General features: G+C 68.5%; 14 protein-coding genes. 6 read left to right on the forward strand and 8 right to left on the reverse strand.

What is annotated here, in order from left to right:
* Positions 1–142: LysR family transcriptional regulator (locus PMI14_RS34220; RefSeq protein ID WP_007855121.1), on the reverse strand; the 142-nt coding region annotated here is incomplete at its 3' end.
* 111 nt (positions 143–253) lie between these two features.
* Here PMI14_RS34220 and bla point away from each other — a divergent pair.
* Positions 254–1,147: a class A beta-lactamase gene (gene bla, locus PMI14_RS13280; RefSeq protein WP_007855123.1), complete on the forward strand. Its 894-nt coding sequence runs from the start codon at positions 254–256 to the stop codon at positions 1,145–1,147.
* A gap of 7 nt (positions 1,148–1,154) precedes the next feature.
* Here the strand turns inward: bla and PMI14_RS13285 are convergent, their stop codons facing one another.
* The 3 genes from PMI14_RS13285 to PMI14_RS13295 are packed head-to-tail and all read right to left on the reverse strand — an operon-like array spanning position 1,155 to position 4,399.
* Positions 1,155–2,279: an acetate/propionate family kinase gene (locus PMI14_RS13285; protein ID WP_007855124.1), complete on the reverse strand. Its 1,125-nt coding sequence runs from the start codon at positions 2,277–2,279 to the stop codon at positions 1,155–1,157.
* The gene (locus PMI14_RS13290; protein ID WP_007855125.1) at positions 2,276–3,208 is read right to left on the reverse strand and encodes a bifunctional enoyl-CoA hydratase/phosphate acetyltransferase; all 933 of its coding nucleotides are present in this window, start codon (positions 3,206–3,208) and stop codon (positions 2,276–2,278) included. The genes PMI14_RS13285 and PMI14_RS13290 overlap by 4 nt, the downstream gene beginning before the upstream one ends.
* A 48-nt stretch (positions 3,209–3,256) precedes the next feature.
* Positions 3,257–4,399 (reverse strand): alpha/beta fold hydrolase, encoded by a 1,143-nt coding sequence (locus PMI14_RS13295; RefSeq protein WP_007855126.1) that lies wholly within the window; start codon positions 4,397–4,399, stop codon positions 3,257–3,259.
* Between the two features lie 151 nt (positions 4,400–4,550).
* Between PMI14_RS13295 and PMI14_RS13300 the strand changes: the two genes are divergently transcribed.
* A complete protein-coding gene (locus PMI14_RS13300) occupies positions 4,551–4,889 on the forward strand; it encodes a hypothetical protein (RefSeq protein ID WP_007855128.1) in 339 nt (112 codons plus the stop codon).
* A 5-nt stretch (positions 4,890–4,894) separates the two neighbouring features.
* Here the strand turns inward: PMI14_RS13300 and argA are convergent, their stop codons facing one another.
* The 4 genes from argA to PMI14_RS13320 all read right to left on the reverse strand — a co-directional run bounded on the left by argA (position 4,895) and on the right by PMI14_RS13320 (position 10,871).
* On the reverse strand, positions 4,895–6,241 hold the full coding sequence (argA, locus tag PMI14_RS13305) for an amino-acid N-acetyltransferase (RefSeq protein WP_007855129.1): 1,347 nt from the start codon (positions 6,239–6,241) through the stop codon (positions 4,895–4,897).
* An 89-nt stretch (positions 6,242–6,330) separates the two neighbouring features.
* Positions 6,331–8,415 carry an AAA family ATPase gene (locus PMI14_RS13310; RefSeq protein WP_007855130.1) on the reverse strand — a complete coding sequence of 695 codons (2,085 nt, stop codon included), beginning with the start codon at positions 8,413–8,415 and terminating at the stop codon, positions 6,331–6,333.
* A gap of 9 nt (positions 8,416–8,424) precedes the next feature.
* Positions 8,425–8,670 carry a hypothetical protein gene (locus tag PMI14_RS13315; protein WP_007855131.1) on the reverse strand — a complete coding sequence of 82 codons (246 nt, stop codon included), beginning with the start codon at positions 8,668–8,670 and terminating at the stop codon, positions 8,425–8,427.
* 317 nt (positions 8,671–8,987) lie between these two features.
* Entirely contained in the window at positions 8,988–10,871 is a 1,884-nt protein-coding gene (locus PMI14_RS13320; RefSeq protein WP_007855132.1) for a serine hydrolase, read from the reverse strand.
* Positions 10,872–11,018: 147 nt separating this feature from the next.
* Here PMI14_RS13320 and hrpA point away from each other — a divergent pair, with 147 nt between their 5' ends.
* The 4 genes from hrpA to PMI14_RS13340 all read left to right on the forward strand — a co-directional run bounded on the left by hrpA (position 11,019) and on the right by PMI14_RS13340 (position 16,970).
* On the forward strand, positions 11,019–15,167 hold the full coding sequence (gene hrpA, locus PMI14_RS13325; RefSeq protein ID WP_369751453.1) for an ATP-dependent RNA helicase HrpA: 4,149 nt from the start codon (positions 11,019–11,021) through the stop codon (positions 15,165–15,167).
* 100 nt (positions 15,168–15,267) lie between these two features.
* A complete protein-coding gene (locus PMI14_RS13330; RefSeq protein ID WP_007855136.1) occupies positions 15,268–15,834 on the forward strand; it encodes a TetR/AcrR family transcriptional regulator in 567 nt (188 codons plus the stop codon).
* A gap of 25 nt (positions 15,835–15,859) precedes the next feature.
* Complete coding sequence (locus tag PMI14_RS13335; protein ID WP_007855138.1) at positions 15,860–16,201, forward strand: SMR family transporter; 342 nt, start codon at positions 15,860–15,862, stop codon at positions 16,199–16,201.
* A 40-nt stretch (positions 16,202–16,241) separates the two neighbouring features.
* Positions 16,242–16,970, forward strand: a complete 729-nt coding sequence (locus PMI14_RS13340) for a pentapeptide repeat-containing protein (RefSeq protein WP_007855140.1) — start codon at positions 16,242–16,244, stop codon at positions 16,968–16,970.
* Positions 16,971–16,981 lie beyond the last annotated feature (11 nt).

The following is a 16,981-nucleotide window of genomic DNA, read 5'->3' on the forward strand; positions in this document are numbered from 1 at the left end:
CCTCCCCCAGCCGGTCCTCCAGGTTGCGGATGTGCTGGCTCACGGCCGTCTGGCTCACGTTGAGCTCGTCGGCGGCGCGCGTCAGGTTCAGGTGGCGGGCCGACACCTCGAAGGCGCGCAGGGCATTGAGCGGCAGGTGCATGGCGTATCCATAAGTTTTTCTGGGGTCTCGTGCCGATTATTGTCGATGGTGCGTTGGGCGTGCCATCGGTATCGTTGCGCCTGTTCCGACAACAAACCTACAGGTAAGAGAATGCAACGACGCAACTTCGTGGCCGCCATCGGCCTGATCCCTCTGGCCACCCTGGCCCAGACCAGCCCGCAGAAAAACAGTGGCTCTGCGGCCGATGCCGCCTGGCTGGCCGAGCTCCAGCGCATCGAGGCCAGCGTGGGCGGCCGCGTGGGCGTGGCCGCGCTCGACACCCATACCGGCCGGCAGATCGCCCACCGCGGCGGCGAGCGCTTTCCCATGGCCAGCACCTTCAAGCTGCTGCTGGCCGCGCAGACCCTGCGCCGCGTGGACCAGGGCCACGACAAGCTGGACCGCCGCATCACATACGCCCGGAAGGACCTGGTCACCCATTCGCCCGTGACCGAGCCGCACGCCGATGGTGCCGGCCTTACGGTGGAAGAACTGTGCGCGGGCACCATGACCCTGAGCGACAACACCGCCGCCAACCTGCTCTTGGCCAGCAATGGCGGCCCACCGGCACTCACGGCCTACGTGCGCTCGCTGGGCGACAGCATCACCCGGCTGGACCGCAACGAGCCTTCGCTCAACGAGGCCAGGCCCGGCGACCCGCGCGACACCACCACGCCCGTGGCCATGGTGCACTGCATCCAGGCGCTGGCGCTGGGCCAGGCCCTGTCACCGGCTTCGCGCGACAAGCTGCAGGGCTGGCTGCTGGCCAACAAGACGGGCGACAAGCGCCTGCGCGCCCGCCTGCCAGAGGGCTGGAAGGCAGGGGAGAAGACCGGCACCGCATCGCGCGGCACCAGCAACGATGCGGGCGTGTTCTGGCCGCCCGAGCGCAAGCCCATCGTGGTGAGCTGCTACCTGACCGGCGGCGAGGCCCCGCCCGAGCAGCGCGATGCGGCCATGGCCGAGATCGGCGCGCTGGTGGCGCAGTGGGCGCTGGCGGCGTAAGGCGGGATCAGGCCTGGGCCTGGAGAAGTTGCTTGGCGTGCAGCGCCATCATCTTCTCCTCGTTGGCCTCGATGACCAGGGTATCGAAGCGGCCCAGCATCTGCAGCCGGGCCAGCACCGCGGCGCGCACCGGCTCGGCGTTCTCGCCGATGCCGCCGGTGAACACCAGGGCGTCGAGCCCGCTCAGGGAGACCGCCAGCATGGCCGTGTACTGGGCCACCTTGAGCGCGAAGTAGTCCACCGCAAAGGCCGCCTGCGGCTCGGCACTGGCCAGCAGGGCCTGCATGTCGCTGCTGATGCCCGACAGTCCCTTGAGGCCCGACTCCTGGTACAGCAGGTGCTCGACCTGGTCTGCATCCATCCCCAGCTCGCGCTGCAGGTAGATCACGGCGCCGGCATCGATAGCGCCGCTGCGCGTGCCCATGGGCAGGCCGTCCAGCGCGGTCATGCCCATGGTGGTGTCCACGCTGCGGCCTGCGTGCATGGCGCACAGGCTGGCGCCATTGCCCAGGTGGGCGGCCACCACGCGTGCCCCGCGCAGATCGGGCCGGGTGCGGGCGATTTCGTGCGCCAGCCATTCGTACGACAGGCCGTGGAAGCCATAGCGGCGCACGCCCTGGTCGCGCAAGGCCTGGGGCAGGGCAAAGGCCTGGAACAGCGGGTCCATGCGCGCATGGAAGGCCGTGTCGAAGCAGGCGATGTCCAGCGCATGGCTGGCCAGGCGCTGCGATGCCGCAATGCCGGCCAGGTTGTGCGGCTGGTGCAAGGGGGCCAGCGGGCTCAGCGCCCCCAGCTGGGCCAGGATCTCGGGGGTGACGACCACCGGTGCGTGGAAGGCGGCACCGCCATGCACCACGCGGTGCACCACGGCCGCCAGGCGCCAGCCATCGTCGTGCTGGTCGATCAGCGCGATCACGGCCGCCATGGCGCTGTCGTGGTCGGCTGCGGGCAGGGCGGTGCGCACGGGCGCCTCGGCGCCGGCCAGCCTGGCCGACAGCTGGGCGCTGGTGCCGATGCCCGTCACCTTGCCGGCCATCAGTACCGACAGCGACTCGCGCTCGAACACCTGGAACTTGATGCTGGACGAGCCGACGTTGAGCACCAGCAGCACGGGGACCAGGGGCTGCGTCATTTGATCTGCCCCTTGCTGCGCGCATGGGCCAGCAGCAGGGCCACGGCGCAGGACAGCAGGCGCGCGCGCTGGCTGTCGGCCCGGCTGGTCAGGATGATGGGCACGCGCGCGCCCAGCACGATGCCGGCGGCCTCCGCCCCACTGAGGAAGATGAGCTGCTTGGCCAGCATGTTGCCTGCCTCGATGTTGGGCACCACCAGGATGTCGGCGTTGCCCGCGACCTCCGAGACAATGCCCTTGGTGCGGGCCGCCTCCACGCTGATCGCGTTGTCGAAGGCCAGCGGTCCGTCGATCAGGCAACCGGTGATTTGGCCCCGGTCAGCCATCTTGCACAGCGCGGCGGCATCGAGCGTGGCGACCATCTTCGGGTTGACGGTCTCCACCGCCGCCAGCACCGCCACCTTGGGCAGTATGTCGGCGCCGAACAGCGCATGCCAGAGATCGACGGCGTTCTGCACGATGTCGACCTTGGTGGCCAGATCGGGCGCGATGTTCACCGCTGCGTCGGTGATGAGGAAGGCCTTGGAATAGCTCTCCTGGTCGATCAGGAAGGCGTGGGAGATGCGCCGCTCGGTGCGCAGGCCGGCGTCGCTCTTCACCACCGCGCCCATCAGCTCATCGGAGTGCAGCGAGCCCTTCATCAGCGCATCGACCTCGCGGGCAGCGGCCAGGGCCACGGCCTTCGCTGCGGCATCGTGGCTGTGCTCGGCATCGATCAGCTGCCAGCCCGAGATGTCCACCGAGGCGGCTTCGGCCGCCTCGCGGGTGCGGGCGGCGGGGCCCACCAGCACGGGGGTGATCAGCCCTTGTTGCTGTGCCTCCTGCGCGGCCTGCAGCACGTTGGCGGTGACCGCATGGACGATGGCGGTGCGCGCCGGCGCCAGCGTGCGGCAGTGGGCGAGCAGGGAGTCGGTGTCAAAACTGTTCATCGTCCATCACAGAAGTTGAGGAAGGCAACAAGCGTACAGGGCCAGGTCTCACCGGTGGCCCAATACCCATTCGGCAATGCCCGGCCAGGCCGCCTTGAGCGTACCGCTGCCCATGAACAGGCCGATGTGCCCGCCGGGCACCAGCTTGAGCACAATGCCGTGCTTGGGCGTGCCGATCAGGTCGGCCGCGGCGAACACCTGCTCGGGCGTGGTGATGTCGTCCGCCTCGCCGGCCAGCAGGTAGGTGGGGTTGGTGATGTCGCGCAGCGCCAGCGTGCGCCCCAGCCCGACAAACTGCCCCTTGGCAAAGCGGTTCTCCTTGAACAGCTGCTCGATGGCCTGCAGGTAGTAGGCGCCCGGCAGGTCCACCGGGTTCTCGTACCAGCGCTCGAACTGCTCGGTGCGGGCGACCTGGCTCTTGTCCTCGATGTTGCGGTACAGCGTGGCGTACTTGTTGGCGTACTGCTCGGCCGGGTGCATGTTCTTCCAGCCGGCCAGCATCAGACTGCCGCGCATGAGGCCCTGGCCTGCGGCAACCATGTCCTGGTAGGTCTGCAGCGGCAGGCTGTGCGCCAGGCGCTTGATCGGGCCGTCGCCGGCATCGGTGTCGATGGGCGAGCCCGCGAGCACCAGGCTTTTGACCTTGCCCGGAAAGCGCGCCGCGTACATGGCGCTCAGCCAGCCGCCCTGGCACAGACCGACCAGATGCACCTGGCCACCCAGGTCGTCCACCGCCACGTTGAGCTCGGCCAGGTAGGTGTCGATGTCGAAATAGCGCATGGCTGGCGTGGCGCTCTTCCAGTCGGTGACCAGCACGCGCGGCGCGCCGGCAGCCATGAGCACCTGCACCAGGCTCTGGCCGGGCGCGTAGTCCGCAATGGTGGAGCTGTGCCCCGCGAACGGTGCATCGACCAGGATGGGAATGCCCTTGGCCGTGCTGTCGGTGAACTCGCGCAGCCGCAGGGTGGCCAGCTCCAGCCGCACCTGGTTGGACGTGGCCCATGCGGGCTGGGGCGGGTGGTCGATGACGGCTGCCTCGGTGGCGAAATCCGCGCTGCGCTGCATCAGCGACAGGGCTTGCTCGCCCAGGTGCCAGGCGGCTGCCATGGGCCAGAAGAGGGGCACACTGTGCTCTGCGGGCAGGGGCGCCGCAGCGCCCGCGCCGTGTGAAACCTTGCCGTGGTCGGACATGGAAAGCTCCCAGTAGGGTGCCCGGCTGGCGGCGCCCCCAAAGGCCTGGGGGACGCTGGCACGGGCATTCTGTTGCGGTGCAGCAATCAGCTTACCATGTGCATGTGGCGCTTTTTCGGGCGCCGCAAGCCCTACTGGAGGAGAACACCGCATGGACCACGAAGAGCGATTCACCGCGTCCCACTGGGAAGAGCTGCTGCAGGAGATCGACCTGGAGGTCGACCAGATGGCCATCGTCTGCCAGGTACCGCTGGCCGCGCCCGGCGTGGCCGAGCGCGTGCTGGCGAACGACGGCTACGTGGCCGGCCACGACAACCCGGCCGCCTTCAAGAAGCTGCGCGGCCTGCTGGCCATGCACTACGCGGTCACGCGGCAGATGGTCGGTGAACTGGGCGGCGATGCCACGGTGGCCATCGCCGAGCATGTGCGCCAGCACCTGGCGCCGCGCATCGGGCACCAGCTCGACGCGCCGGAGAAAAGAGAAAACTAGAGTTACTAGAGTTTCTTGACCAGCACCTGGCTGCGCCGGTCCCAGTTGTACTTGCGCTTGCGCGCATCGGGCAGCCAGTCAGGGTCCACCGGCTGGAAGCCGCGCTTGATGAACCAGTGCATGGTGCGCGTGGTCAGCACGAAGATGCTCTCCAGCCCCGCGGCGCGGGCGCGCTGCTCGATGCGCTTGAGCAGCTTTTCGCCATCGCCCGTGCCCTGGCTCTGCGGCGACACGGTGACGGCGGCCATCTCGGCCGTCTTGGCTTCGGGGTAAGGGTACAGCGCCGCGCAGCCGAAGATAACGCCATCGTGCTCGATGATGGTGTAGGCGGCGATGTCGCGCTCGATCTCGGTGCGGTCGCGCTTGACCAGGGTGCCGTCCTTCTCGAACGGCTCGATCAGCTGCAGGATGCCGCCCACGTCGTCGATGGTGGCCTCGCGCAGTTCTTCGAGCTTCTCGTCGATCACCATGGTGCCAATGCCGTCGTGCACGTACACCTCCAGCAGCAGCGAGCCGTCCACCGCGAACGGCAGGATGTGGCTGCGCTCCACGCCGGCCTTGCAGGCCTTCACGCAGTGCTGCAGGTAAAAGCCGGTGTCGGTGGGGTTCTGCGCGGTGGGCAGCGTGGCCAGCAGCGCCTGGGCCGCTGCCAGCGGCAGCTCGGTGTCGATGGGGTTGTCCTCGCCCTCGGGCTCGCCGGGCTGCATGCGGATGCCGGGCACCTCGGTCAGGAAGATCAGCTTGTCGGCGCGCAGCTCGATGGCCACGCTGGTGGCCACTTCTTCCATGCCCAGGTTGAAGGCCTCGCCCGTGGGCGAGAAGCCGAACGGCGAGAGCAGTACCAGCGCGCCCATGTCCAGCGTGCGCTGGATACCGGCCACGTCCACCTTGCGCACCAGGCCCGAGTGCTGGAAATCCACCCCGTCCATGATGCCCACCGGCCGTGCCGTGAGGAAGTTGCCCGAGATCACGCGCACCGTGGCACCGGCCATGGGGGTGTTGGGCAGGCCCTGGCTGAAGGCCGCCTCGATCTCGTAGCGCAGCTGGCCCGCGGCCTCCTGCGCGCAGTCGAGCGCCACCGAGTCTGTTATTCGGATGCCATGCGAGTACTTCGCCTCATGCCCCTTGGCGGCCAACTGCTCGTTCACCTGCGGGCGAAAGCCGTGCACCAGCACGATCTTCACGCCCATGGCCTGGATCAGCGCCAAATCCTGCGCAATGCTGTGCAGCTTGCCCGCAGCGATGCCTTCACCCGTCAGCCCGATCACGAAGGTCTGGTTGCGGAACTTGTGGATGTAGGGCGCGACCGAGCGGAACCAGGGCACGAAGGTGAAGTTGAAGACGGCGGACATGGGCAGCGAGGGGTGGGGCGACCGGTGTAATAAGAGTATCGGCAGGCGCGCATCATAAGGGCGTACCCCGCCCCTTGCTGCAAGGCGCCTCACACGCCCCTGCGGAACGCCCCCAGTTTGGCTGCAAACGGCTCCAGCACCAGGCCTTCGTCGGGCAGGCCGCCTGCTGCCGGCGCTGCCAGCGCAATGCCGCAGTCCTTGAGCAGGGCCACCATCTCCACCGGGGCGATGGTGCCCTGGCGCAGCAGCGCGTCCACCGTGCGGCCCAGGGCTTCGCGGTGGGTCTGCAGCAGCACCTGCGCGCGCCGGTACTGCTCCTGCATCAGCGCTTCGATGGCCTCGTTGCTCGGGCCGATGTCGGTGTTGACGTGGTTGTCCATCTCCACCGTAACGTCGGTGCGCGCCAGGCGCGCGCCGAAGCCGTGGTGGCGGATGTAGCGCGCGGCCTCGGCCGTCACCTGCTTGTAGTCCTGCTCGGCGCCGGTGGTGCAGGCCATCTCGCCGAATACCAGCTCCTCGGCCACGCGGCCGGCCAGGCCCACGCACATCATGTCCAGCGCGTTCTGCCGGGTGGTGGCCTTGAGGCTGGAGAAGCTGTTGTACCCGCCCTCGAAGGAGGCGATGTTGATCTTCACCTCCTGCGGCGCATGGCCGAACAGCACGCAGTACGCCAGGCCGTGGCCGGCCTCGTGCACCGCCAGCAGGGCGCGGAAGTCGGCGTTGGCGCGCTGCTTGAGCCGGTTGAGCTCAAGCACCACCGGAAAGCTGGCCTCTGCCGGCCCCTGCGGCCCCAGGCCCTGCACCCGCAGGTGGCGCTTGTCCGCAGCCAGGCCGATGGCGAACTCCTGCGCCAGCGGCAGTTGCTCCTGCATGACCCACAGCGCGGCGTTGACCAGGTTGGCGCTCAGGATGGCATGCACCGACGAGAACAGCGGCCGCGTGCCCTGCGCCGGGAAGACGGCGTTGGCATACAGCTCGTCGAGCACGTCCTGCCCGATGGCGAAGCGCACGCCGCACTGCGCGGCGATGTCATCCACATAGCGCGTGCACAGGTTGCGGATGAGTTGCTCGTAGGTGGCCTTGCTGAACGAAGGGTAGATCACGTGCTCGTTGCCCAGGCGCGCGATCTGCTCGGGCTTGAAGCGCTCGCCCAGGGCCTTCTTCACGTCGATCAGCGAGAGCTTGCGCGTGAGGCGGTGGAAGATGTCGGCGTCGGTATCGCAGTCCTCCACGCGCTGGGCGGTCTCGTGGTACATCTCGTCGAGGTTGCCGCAGACGAAGACCAGCAACTTGCTGTAGTCGGTCTCCCAGGAGTGGTGCGACTGCTGGAAGCGCGTGAACAGCGCCTGCACCTTGGCCGGCGGCCACTGCATGATCTCGGCCAGCGGTTCCTGCAGCTTGAGCATGCGCTTGAGCTCCTGCGCATCCCAGGCGTCGAGCTGGAAGCGGTAGGGCGCCTTGCCCGCGCGCGCGTCGTCGTCGCCGTCCTCGGCGCGCTCGGCCTCGTAGTGGGCGTCGGCCAGCTTGCGCTCGATGTTGGACAGCGCGCTCAGCGCGGGCGGCAGGCGCCCGTCGGAGAGCAGGGTCCACACGTCCTGGTAGCGCTCGACCTTCACGTCCTCGCCCTTGCGGTCCATGGTGCGAAAACGCTGGAACTCGTCGAGCACCAGGATGCCGGGCGCACCCTCGGTGATGCCCGAGTCGCCCAGCATGCCCGAGATGGTGGAGCTGCGGTAGCTGGCGCCGTGGCTGAAGCCGTCCATCTGCACTTCCACGAAGCGGTCGTAGTAGCCCAGAAGCTGCGCCAGGCGCCGCGTGAGCTGGGTCTTGCCCGTGCCCGTGAGGCCCCACAGGCAGACGATGACCGGGCGGCTGATGAGCTGGGGCAGCACGTACCAGGCGCGCACGGCATCGACCACGCGGTCGATCACGTCGTCGATGCCGAACAGTTCGGCCTTGAGCTGCACGGCCGCCTGGGCCAGCGCCTGCTGGCGCACGGCCAGTTGTGCCGCGCTCACGGCGGCGGGCGCCGTGTCGCCCTGGGCGTGCACGGGTGCCGGGGCGGTGGGCACAGTGGGTGCGGTGCTGGCAGGCACCCCGCCTGCGGCCAGGGCCGCGGTGGGGTGCAGGGTGTGCCGCGGCTGCGGCGGCACGTCATTGGTGAAGGGATTCATATCGGTCAATCAATCGCTTTGTAGCTTGCCTTGGGTCGCCTTGCGCAGGGCGACGTTGTCCGCGCGGCGCTGGGCCCCGCGGCTGCGTATGTGCTTGCCTGCCGCGCTGGACAGGCTGCGCTGGGCCAGCGCGGTGGCCACAGGATTTCGGGGCGGGCCCGAGGCTTCGAGCTTCAGCACCAGGGGCTGCTTCATGCGGCGCAGCTTCTTGATTTCACCCTGGGCGTAGGCGCGGGACAATTTTTGGGCACTCATGTGCACTCCACAAACAAAAAACCCCGGCAAGGTAGCCAGGGCTTGTGGAGCGCTGCACTGGGTGCAAGGTGCGCTTGTTTGCCGTGGCTGGACTCGTGAATGCACAGTCCAGCCGGGGCGGTGGACTGTGGTCAGGCAGGAGCGAACAAGGGAACAAACATAGCGGTGACCTCCAGGGCTCTCAGCGGTGGCCGACATGGCCATGCGTTGCTGAAAGAAGGCGCCATTGTGGCGAGCCGCGCAGCGCGTGGCAAGCGGGTGCCGTGGCGAAAGCGGCTGACTGTCGCGTGAAAGGAACAGTGGCCGCGCGTGCCAGGTCAATCGCCCTGGCGGTAGACCCAGCCCGCCGCGTGCAGCCATTCCTGCTGGTCCTGCGTGCGCACGACTAGCTCGACCAGGTCGCGGCCTTCGTGCAGGGGCACCCGCACCGCCATGCCGGCACGGTCCGCCGACAGGGGGAGCAGGAACTGGCGGTCGTCCCAGAACAGGTAGCCGCGCAGCTCGGGCAGCTCCCGCAGGGTGGCGGTGGCCATGGCGCCGGCGGCCAGCAGGATCGATTCCGGCGCTTCGTTGGCCTGGATCCAGGTGCTGTCCAGGCGATCGGCCCAGGCGGCGGGCAGCGGGGCGGCCGCGCGCGGCATTTGCTGTGCCATGGGCGTGGTGACCCAGTAGTGGCCGGCACGGGCCGGCTCGCGCGACAGCAGGTAGCGGCGGCCGTCGGCCTCTTCCCAGCGGTAGTGCGTGCCGGGCCTGGCATCGGACCACCACCAGCCATCGCTGCGCAGACGCAGGCCCTCGCACAGCGGTTCCCAGTCCTTGAGCGCGGCGGACCACACAAAGAGGTCGATCTGCTGGCTGTCGGGCGAGGCCACCTTCAGCGGCTTGGACGCACGCCCGTAGATGCCGAGCACGGCATCGACATCGGTGGTGGATGAGGTGGCCAGCGAAGGGGCGACGGCATTCACCTTGGAGGGCAGGGCCTGCAGCTGGCCGATTTCCTGCAAGGCCCGCAGCAGGATGCCTTCGGCGATGGGGCCGGGGCGAAAGCCCGGCGCGTTGCCCGTGAGCAGCAGCGCCATGCCGGCCTGGGGCAGCACATAGAAGTCGCTCGCGCAGAACACCGTGCTGCCGCTCTTTTGCCAGGCCCGCACGCCGGCGGCGTCCAGGCCCGGCTGCTGCGTGCTGTCCCAGCCCAGGCCCCAGTGCCAGTCGGGGGCGAGGTCGATGCGCATGCCCCGGTTCTGGTCGCGGCCCATCTCCAGCACGCCGGCTTTGGAGACCACGCGCTGGCCATCCTGCTCCCCACCCTGGATCAGCAGGGCGGCCAGCCGCATCATGTCGCCGGGCGTGGTGCACAGCCCGCTTGTGGCATAGCCCATCACGAACTCCTGGCCTTGCCGGGCCTGGCCGATGTAGCCCGGCGCGAAGCTGCCTTCGGGAAGGGGCTGCAGCGTGAAGCCCGAGCGGCCCATGCTGAGAGGGGTGAGGATGGCAGCCTGCACGAACGCGGGGTAGCTCTGACCCGTGACGGCCTGCACGACGCGCTCGATGAGGGTGAAGCCATCGTTGCAGTAGACCGCCATGGCCCCGGGGGCGTGCTTGAGGTGCATGTCGGCCAGCGCGGCTTCGAGCCCGGCCGCATAGCCTGGCAGCGGGGCAAAGGCGAACATGTTGCGCAGGTAGGTGCCGGGCAGTCCTGAGGCGTGGCTCAGCAAATGCCGCACCGTGATGTCGCGGTAGCCGGGCGAGAGCATGCTGAACTGCGGCAGGTAGCGCACCACCGGCGCATCGAGCTGCACCAGCTGGCGGTCCACAAGGATCATGACGGCCAGCGCCGCGAGCACCTTGCTGACCGAGCCGACGTTGAACCGTGTTTCGGGCGTGGCGGGGGCGGCCGGGGTGGCAGGGTTGGCAGAGGTATCGCGCAGCACCCCGAAGGCCTCCTGCCAGACGATGCGGTCGCCGTACATCATGGCGATCGAGGCGGCCCGTGCCTCGCTGGCCTGCATGGCCTGGCGGATCTGGCGGCGCCCCCAGGCCATGGTGGCCTCCAGGTTGGGCGCCGGGGCGCTGCTGCCGCCGCAACCGGGCAACCAGGGGGCAATTGCCGCGGTGCCGGTCCATGCCAGCCATTCGCGGCGCGATGGCGTGGGCAGGCGTTCGTCCAGGGAGGGCGGGGAGGCAGATGTCTGCGGAGGCATTCTGGATAGGGAAGGGGGCGCGCGGCGGGACGACAGGGCCGGTGGGTGATGGGGTGATTACATCCTGAAAATCGCCCGGTCCGGCGGTCGTTTCACACAGAAATAGCGACCCGATGGGCCGGCCGCGCACCCCCTGGCCGCTCGCGCATGGCCGGTGTTGCACAAGGCCAACGCCCAGCCTCGGATAATGCGGGCTTCATGACCGACTCCACGCCTCCCCTTTCCCAGCCCGTCCAGCCCGCCAAGCCCGTCCCTCCCGCCAGGCTCCCTGCCAAGCTGCACATCGAGTTCCCCGAATCCCTGCCCGTCTCGGGCAAGCGCGACGAGATCATGGAGGCCATCCGCAAACACCAGGTCGTCATCGTCTGCGGCGAAACCGGCTCGGGCAAGACCACGCAGCTGCCCAAGATCGCGCTGGCCCTGGGCCGGGGCAAGTGCAATGCGCCCGCAGGCCAGAAGGGCCAGCTGATCGGCCACACCCAGCCGCGCCGCATCGCGGCCAGCAGCGTGGCCAAGCGCATCGCCGAGGAGCTCAAGACGCCGCTGGGCGACGTGGTCGGCTTCAAGGTGCGCTTCCAGGACCGGCTGTCGCGCGATGCGTCCGTCAAGCTCATGACCGACGGCATCCTGCTGGCTGAGACGCAGACCGACCCGCTGCTCAAGGCCTACGACACCATCATCATCGACGAGGCGCACGAGCGCAGCCTGAACATCGACTTCCTGCTGGGCTACATCCGCCAGATCCTGCCGCGCCGGCCGGACCTCAAGGTGGTGGTGACCTCGGCGACCATCGATGCGGACCGCTTTGCCAAGCACTTCGAGTCGGCCAAGGGGCCGGCGCCGATCATCTATGTCTCTGGCCGTACCTTTCCAGTGGAGCAGCGCTGGCGGCCGTTCGAGGACACGCGCGACTACGGCCTCAACGAAGCCATTGCCGATGGCGTGGATGAACTCTGGCAGGGCAATGCGGCGGGCGACATCCTGATCTTTCTGCCCGGCGAGCGCGAGATCCGCGAGGCTGCGGACCACCTGCGCAAGCACCTGGCGCACCAGCCGGTGATGCGCAATGCCGAGGTGCTGCCCCTGTTCGCGCGCCTGTCGCAGGCCGAGCAGGACCGCATCTTCGACGGCCACACCGGCCGCCGCCTGGTGCTGGCCACCAACGTGGCCGAGACCTCGCTCACGGTGCCGGGCATCCGCTACGTGATCGATGCGGGCACGGCCCGCGTCAAGCGCTACAGCTTTCGCAGCAAGGTGGAGCAGCTGCTGGTGGAGCCCATCAGCCAGGCCGCCGCCAACCAGCGCGCGGGCCGCTGCGGCCGCGTGGCCAACGGCATCTGCATCCGCCTGTACGACGAGGCCGATTTCAACGGCCGCCCGCGCTTCACCGACCCGGAAATCCTGCGCAGCTCGCTGGCCGGCGTCATCCTGCGCATGAAGTCGCTGCACCTCGGTGACGTGGTGCAGTTCCCCTTCATCGAGGCGCCCTCGGGCCGCGCGATTGCCGACGGCTACCAGCTGCTGGGCGAGCTGGGCGCGGTGGACGAGGCCAACGAGCTCACGCCCATGGGCGTGGAGCTGTCGCGCCTGCCGCTGGACCCGCGCGTGGGCCGCATGATCCTGGAGGCGCGCGACCGCAAGGCACTGGACGAGGTGCTCATCATCGCCAGTGCGCTCAGCGTGCAGGACGTGCGCGACCGCCCGCTGGAAGCCCAGCAACAGGCCGACCAGGCGCACGCCAAGTTCGACGACGAGAAAAGCGAGTTCAGCGGCTACCTCAAGCTGTGGAAGTGGATCAACGAGGCCCGAGGCGGTGCGCCCTCGCTGCCATCGGCCCGCGCGCAGAAGGCCATGGCCAACCAGCGCGCACCCTCGCAGGCCTTCTTGCCCGTGGCGCAGCGCTCGGTGGCGGCGGTGACCCCGGCGCCCGCCGTGGTGAGTACGGAGGCACATGCGCCCACGCACAAGCTGAGCAATCGCCAGTACGAGCAACTGCTGCGCCAGAACTTCATCAGCATCCGCCGGCTGCGTGAGTGGCGCGACATCCACACCCAGCTGCTCACCGTGGTGACCGAGCACAAGTGGGCCATCAACAGCCAGCCCGCGAGCTATGAGCAGCTGCACCTGTCGATGCTGGCAGGCCTGCTGGGCAACATCGGCGCCAAGGGCGAAGAGGAAGACTGGTACCTGGGCGCACGCGGCATCAAGTTCTACAAGCACCCGGGCGCCCACTTGGCCAAGAAGCCCGGCCGCTGGATCGTGGCGGCCGAGCTGGTGGAGACCACGCGCCTGTTCGGCCGCGGCATCGCCGCCATCGAGCCGCAGTGGCTCGAGCAGGTGGGCGGCCACCTGCTCAAGAAGCAACTGCTCGACCCGCACTGGGAGAAGAAGTCGGCCGAGGTCACGGCGCTGGAGCGTGCCACGCTCTATGGCATCGTGATTTACAGCGGCCGGCGCATCAACTTCGGCAAGATCGACCCGCATGCGGCGCGCGAGATCTTCATCCGCGAGGCGCTGGTGGGCGGCAACTGGGAGAGCAAGCTGCCCTTCCTGGCCGCCAACCAGAAGCTGATCGCCAAGGTCGAGGAGCTCGAACACAAGTCGCGCCGCCAGGACGTGCTGGTGGACGACGAGCTGATCTACGCCTTCTACGACCAGCAATTGCCGCCCGACGTGTGCAGCGGCCATGGCTTCGAGGCCTGGTACCGCGAGGCCTCGCGCCAGCAGCCCGAGCTGCTCAAGCTCACGCGCGAGGAGCTCATGCGCCACGAGGCGGCAGGCATCACCAGCAACGCCTTTCCCAAGACGGTGCGCCTGGGTGGGGTGGACTGCGCGGCCAGCTACCTGCACGAGCCCGGCGATGCGCGCGACGGCATCACCGTGACCATTCCGCTGTTCGTGCTCAACCAGGTGAACGACGAGCGCTGTGAATGGCTGGTGCCCGGCATGCTCAAGGACAAGATCCAGGCCCTGCTCAAGAGCCTGCACCAGCGCCCGCGCAGCCGCTTCGTGCCGCTGCCCGAGAACGCCACCCGCCTGGCGGGCCTGCTGGGCACACCCGAGCGCTTCGGCCTGGGCAGCCTGACCGAGGTGCTGCTCAAGCAGGTGCGCGACGAGACCTCGCTCGACGTGAAGCGCGCTGACTTCAAGCTCGACATGCTCAGCCCGCACCTGTTCATGAACTTCCGCGTGGTGGACGAGCATGGCCGCCAGCTCGGCCATGGCCGCAACCTCGGAGCCCTGAAGGCCGAGTGGGGTGCCAAGGCGCGCGGCGCCTTCCAGGCGCTGGCCGGGCTCAAGCTGGCCGCAGGTGCGCCTGTGCCCCAGGCGCCAGCCCCGGCCACGCCTGCACCAGGCAAGGCATCGGCTGCCATGAAGGCGCCGGTGGCGGCGGCCCCTGCAAAGCCCGCCGCCCCGGCTGGCCAGCGCTATACCGCCTGGACCTTTGGCGAGCTGCCCGAGCTGATGGAGATCAAGAAGGCCGGGCAGACGCTGATCGGCTTTCCGGCGCTGATCGACGGTGGCGACGGCGTGACCATCGAGGTCTTCGACGAGCCCGAGGTGGCTGCCGCCAAGCACCGCGCCGGCCTGCGCCGCCTGTTTGCGCTGCAGATCAAGGACGCGCTCAAGTACCTGGAGAAGAACATCCCCGACCTGCAGAAGATGGCCGTGGCCTACATGCAGGTGGGCCGCAATGCCGACGGCACGGGCGGCGGCACGCAGGAGGAACTGCGCAACCAGGTCATCGACGTGGCGCTGGACCGCGCGTTTCTGCTCGACCCACTGCCCACCGACGAGTTCGCCTTCAAGCGCCGGCTGGAGGAGGGCAGGGGCCGCCTGACCCTGATCGCCAACGAGGTCGCGCGCCTGGCGGGCACCATCCTCATCGAGTTCGCCGCCGCTGCGCGCAAGATCAAGGACACCAAGAACGCCCCCGAGGCCACGCAGGACGCCCAGCAGCAACTGGCCCGCCTGATGCCCAAGAACTTCATCGCCATCGCGCCCTGGACGCAACTGGCCCACTATGCGCGCTACCTCAAGGCCATCACGCTGCGCCTGGACAAGTACCGCGCCGACCCCGCGCGCGACGCCGCCAAGCTGACCGAACTGCGCCCGCAGGAGCAGCGCTACTGGCGCCTGGTGGCCGAACGCAAGGGCCAGGTGGACAGCCGCATGCAGGAACTGCGCTGGCTGCTGGAGGAACTGCGCGTGAGCTTCTTTGCGCAGGAGCTGCGCACGCCGCAGCCGGTGAGCGTCAAGCGCCTGGAGAAGCTGTGGGCGCAGGTCAATAGCTGAAGCGGGAGGACATGCCGGCCCGGTCTGTCGGGCCGGCATGCTTCCAACGCATGGCGATGCGCTATACTAAACATTCCATCCAGATGGTTTGTTTTTCGCCATGACCGAAGCCCACCGCCGCCAGAAGCACCCCGAACTGGTTCGCAGCCAGTTGCTGGCGGTCGTGCGCGGGCTGCTCGTCAGCGAAGGCCCCCATGCCGTCACGCTGGATGCCGTGTCGGCCCGGGCCGGCGTGACCAAGGGCGGGCTGCAGCACCACTTTCGCAGCAAGCAGGCGCTGCTCGATGCCTTGAGCGACCAGTTGTTCGAGGAATTCCAGCAGGGCTATGCCCAGGCATTGGCGCAAGAGGAGGAGGGCAGGCCGGGCCGGCATGCCCGCGCCTACATCCGCACGGCGTTCGACGAGGGCACCGATTGCAACCGGGTGGAGGCCCAGCGCGCCATCGGCCTGCTGGCGCTGACCATGCCCCATTGCCGTGCGCAGTGGAGCGCCACGATGCAGGCCGCCCTGGCGCATGATGGCGACGACCCTCGAACAGCCGACCGCCTGCTGGCCTGCCGCATGGCGGCCGACGGCTACTGGTTCAGCCAGATGCTCGATGTGTACCCGATGGACGAGGCGCGCAAGGCCCGCATCCTCAAGACCCTGCTGGACCTGTGCCACTGACTCCCGTGTTCAAAAGCGAGTACCCATGAATCTCACCACCGCCTACCTGTTGCTCGGCATTGCCATCGTCTCCGAAGTCATCGGCACCTCGGCGCTCAAGGCCTCCGAGGGTTTCACGCGCCTGGGGCCCAGCGCCATCACGGTCGTCACCTACAGCCTGTCGTTCTACCTGCTGTCGCTCACGCTCAAGACCCTGCCGGTCGGCATTGCCTATGCCATCTGGTCGGGCGTGGGCATCGTGCTGATCTCGGCCGTGGGCTGGGTGGTCTATGGGCAAAAGCTCGACCTGCCGGCCGTGATCGGCCTGGGCCTGATCATTGCGGGCGTGCTGGTCGTGAACCTGTTTTCCAAGAGCGTTGGCCACTGAGCCCGCTCCCTCTCTCCCTCGCTGATTTTCTGGTGCCGCCATGACCGCTTCCTACGCCTGCTCTTCGTCCGCTGCCGCCGCGCCTGCGGTGGTGCCCATCACCGGCCAAACCCTGTCACGGGCCGATGTGCTGGCGCTGCTGGAGCGGGGCACTGGCCCGCTGCACTTCGAGCAATGCGATTTCGAGGGGGTGGACCTGTCGCGGCTGGAGCTGCGCGGGGCGCAGTTCACCGAGTGCACGCTGGCCGAGGCCTCGTTCGAGAAATCCAACCTTGCCGACAGCCGCTGGCTGGGTTGCCGGGCGGGGCTGGCCAACTTCCAGCTCGCGGACCTGACCGACGCGCGCTGGTACCGCTGCGACCTGAACAACACCAGCTGGGTGCGCAGCAAGCTGGGCTCCACGGTGTTCGCCGAGGTCAAGCTCACCGGCGCGAGCTTTCGCGAGGCCCACACGCTGGGCCTGAGTTTTCACGACTCGCTGCTGGTGGGCGCGGACCTGCGCGGCATGTCGTTCAGGAAGCAGACCATCGGCCAACTGGACATGGGTGATGCCGACCTGGGCGGCTGCGATTTTCGCGATGCCGTCTTCGAGGGCGGCAGCCTGCGCGATGCCAACCTCAAGAACGCCCGTTTCGACGGCGCCGACCTGCGCGCTGTGGACCTGGCGGGGCTGCGCATTGCCAATGTGGCGCAGTTCTTCAAGGGTGCCGTGATCTCGCAGGACCAGGCGGCGGCGCTGGTGAGCGAGCTGGGGGTGCGGGTGATGTGAATCCCCCCAGG

This window comes from Acidovorax sp. CF316 (genome assembly GCF_000276605.1).
In the GTDB taxonomy this organism is placed as follows: domain Bacteria; phylum Pseudomonadota; class Gammaproteobacteria; order Burkholderiales; family Burkholderiaceae_C; genus Acidovorax.

Excerpts from the sequence above, each read along its gene's own strand:
- bla (WP_007855123.1), top strand. The coding sequence starts at position 254 with ATGCAACGACGCAACTTCGTGGCCGCCATCGGCCTGATCCCTCTGGCC.
- PMI14_RS13285 (WP_007855124.1), bottom strand. The coding sequence starts at position 2,279 with ATGACGCAGCCCCTGGTCCCCGTGCTGCTGGTGCTCAACGTCGGCTCG.
- PMI14_RS13290 (WP_007855125.1), bottom strand. The coding sequence starts at position 3,208 with ATGAACAGTTTTGACACCGACTCCCTGCTCGCCCACTGCCGCACGCTG.
- PMI14_RS13295 (WP_007855126.1), bottom strand. The coding sequence starts at position 4,399 with ATGTCCGACCACGGCAAGGTTTCACACGGCGCGGGCGCTGCGGCGCCC.
- PMI14_RS13300 (WP_007855128.1), top strand. The coding sequence starts at position 4,551 with ATGGACCACGAAGAGCGATTCACCGCGTCCCACTGGGAAGAGCTGCTG.
- argA (WP_007855129.1), bottom strand. The coding sequence starts at position 6,241 with ATGTCCGCCGTCTTCAACTTCACCTTCGTGCCCTGGTTCCGCTCGGTC.
- PMI14_RS13310 (WP_007855130.1), bottom strand. The coding sequence starts at position 8,415 with ATGAATCCCTTCACCAATGACGTGCCGCCGCAGCCGCGGCACACCCTG.
- PMI14_RS13315 (WP_007855131.1), bottom strand. The coding sequence starts at position 8,670 with ATGAGTGCCCAAAAATTGTCCCGCGCCTACGCCCAGGGTGAAATCAAG.
- PMI14_RS13320 (WP_007855132.1), bottom strand. The coding sequence starts at position 10,871 with ATGCCTCCGCAGACATCTGCCTCCCCGCCCTCCCTGGACGAACGCCTG.
- hrpA (WP_369751453.1), top strand. The coding sequence starts at position 11,019 with ATGGCCGGTGTTGCACAAGGCCAACGCCCAGCCTCGGATAATGCGGGC.
- PMI14_RS13330 (WP_007855136.1), top strand. The coding sequence starts at position 15,268 with ATGACCGAAGCCCACCGCCGCCAGAAGCACCCCGAACTGGTTCGCAGC.
- PMI14_RS13335 (WP_007855138.1), top strand. The coding sequence starts at position 15,860 with ATGAATCTCACCACCGCCTACCTGTTGCTCGGCATTGCCATCGTCTCC.
- PMI14_RS13340 (WP_007855140.1), top strand. The coding sequence starts at position 16,242 with ATGACCGCTTCCTACGCCTGCTCTTCGTCCGCTGCCGCCGCGCCTGCG.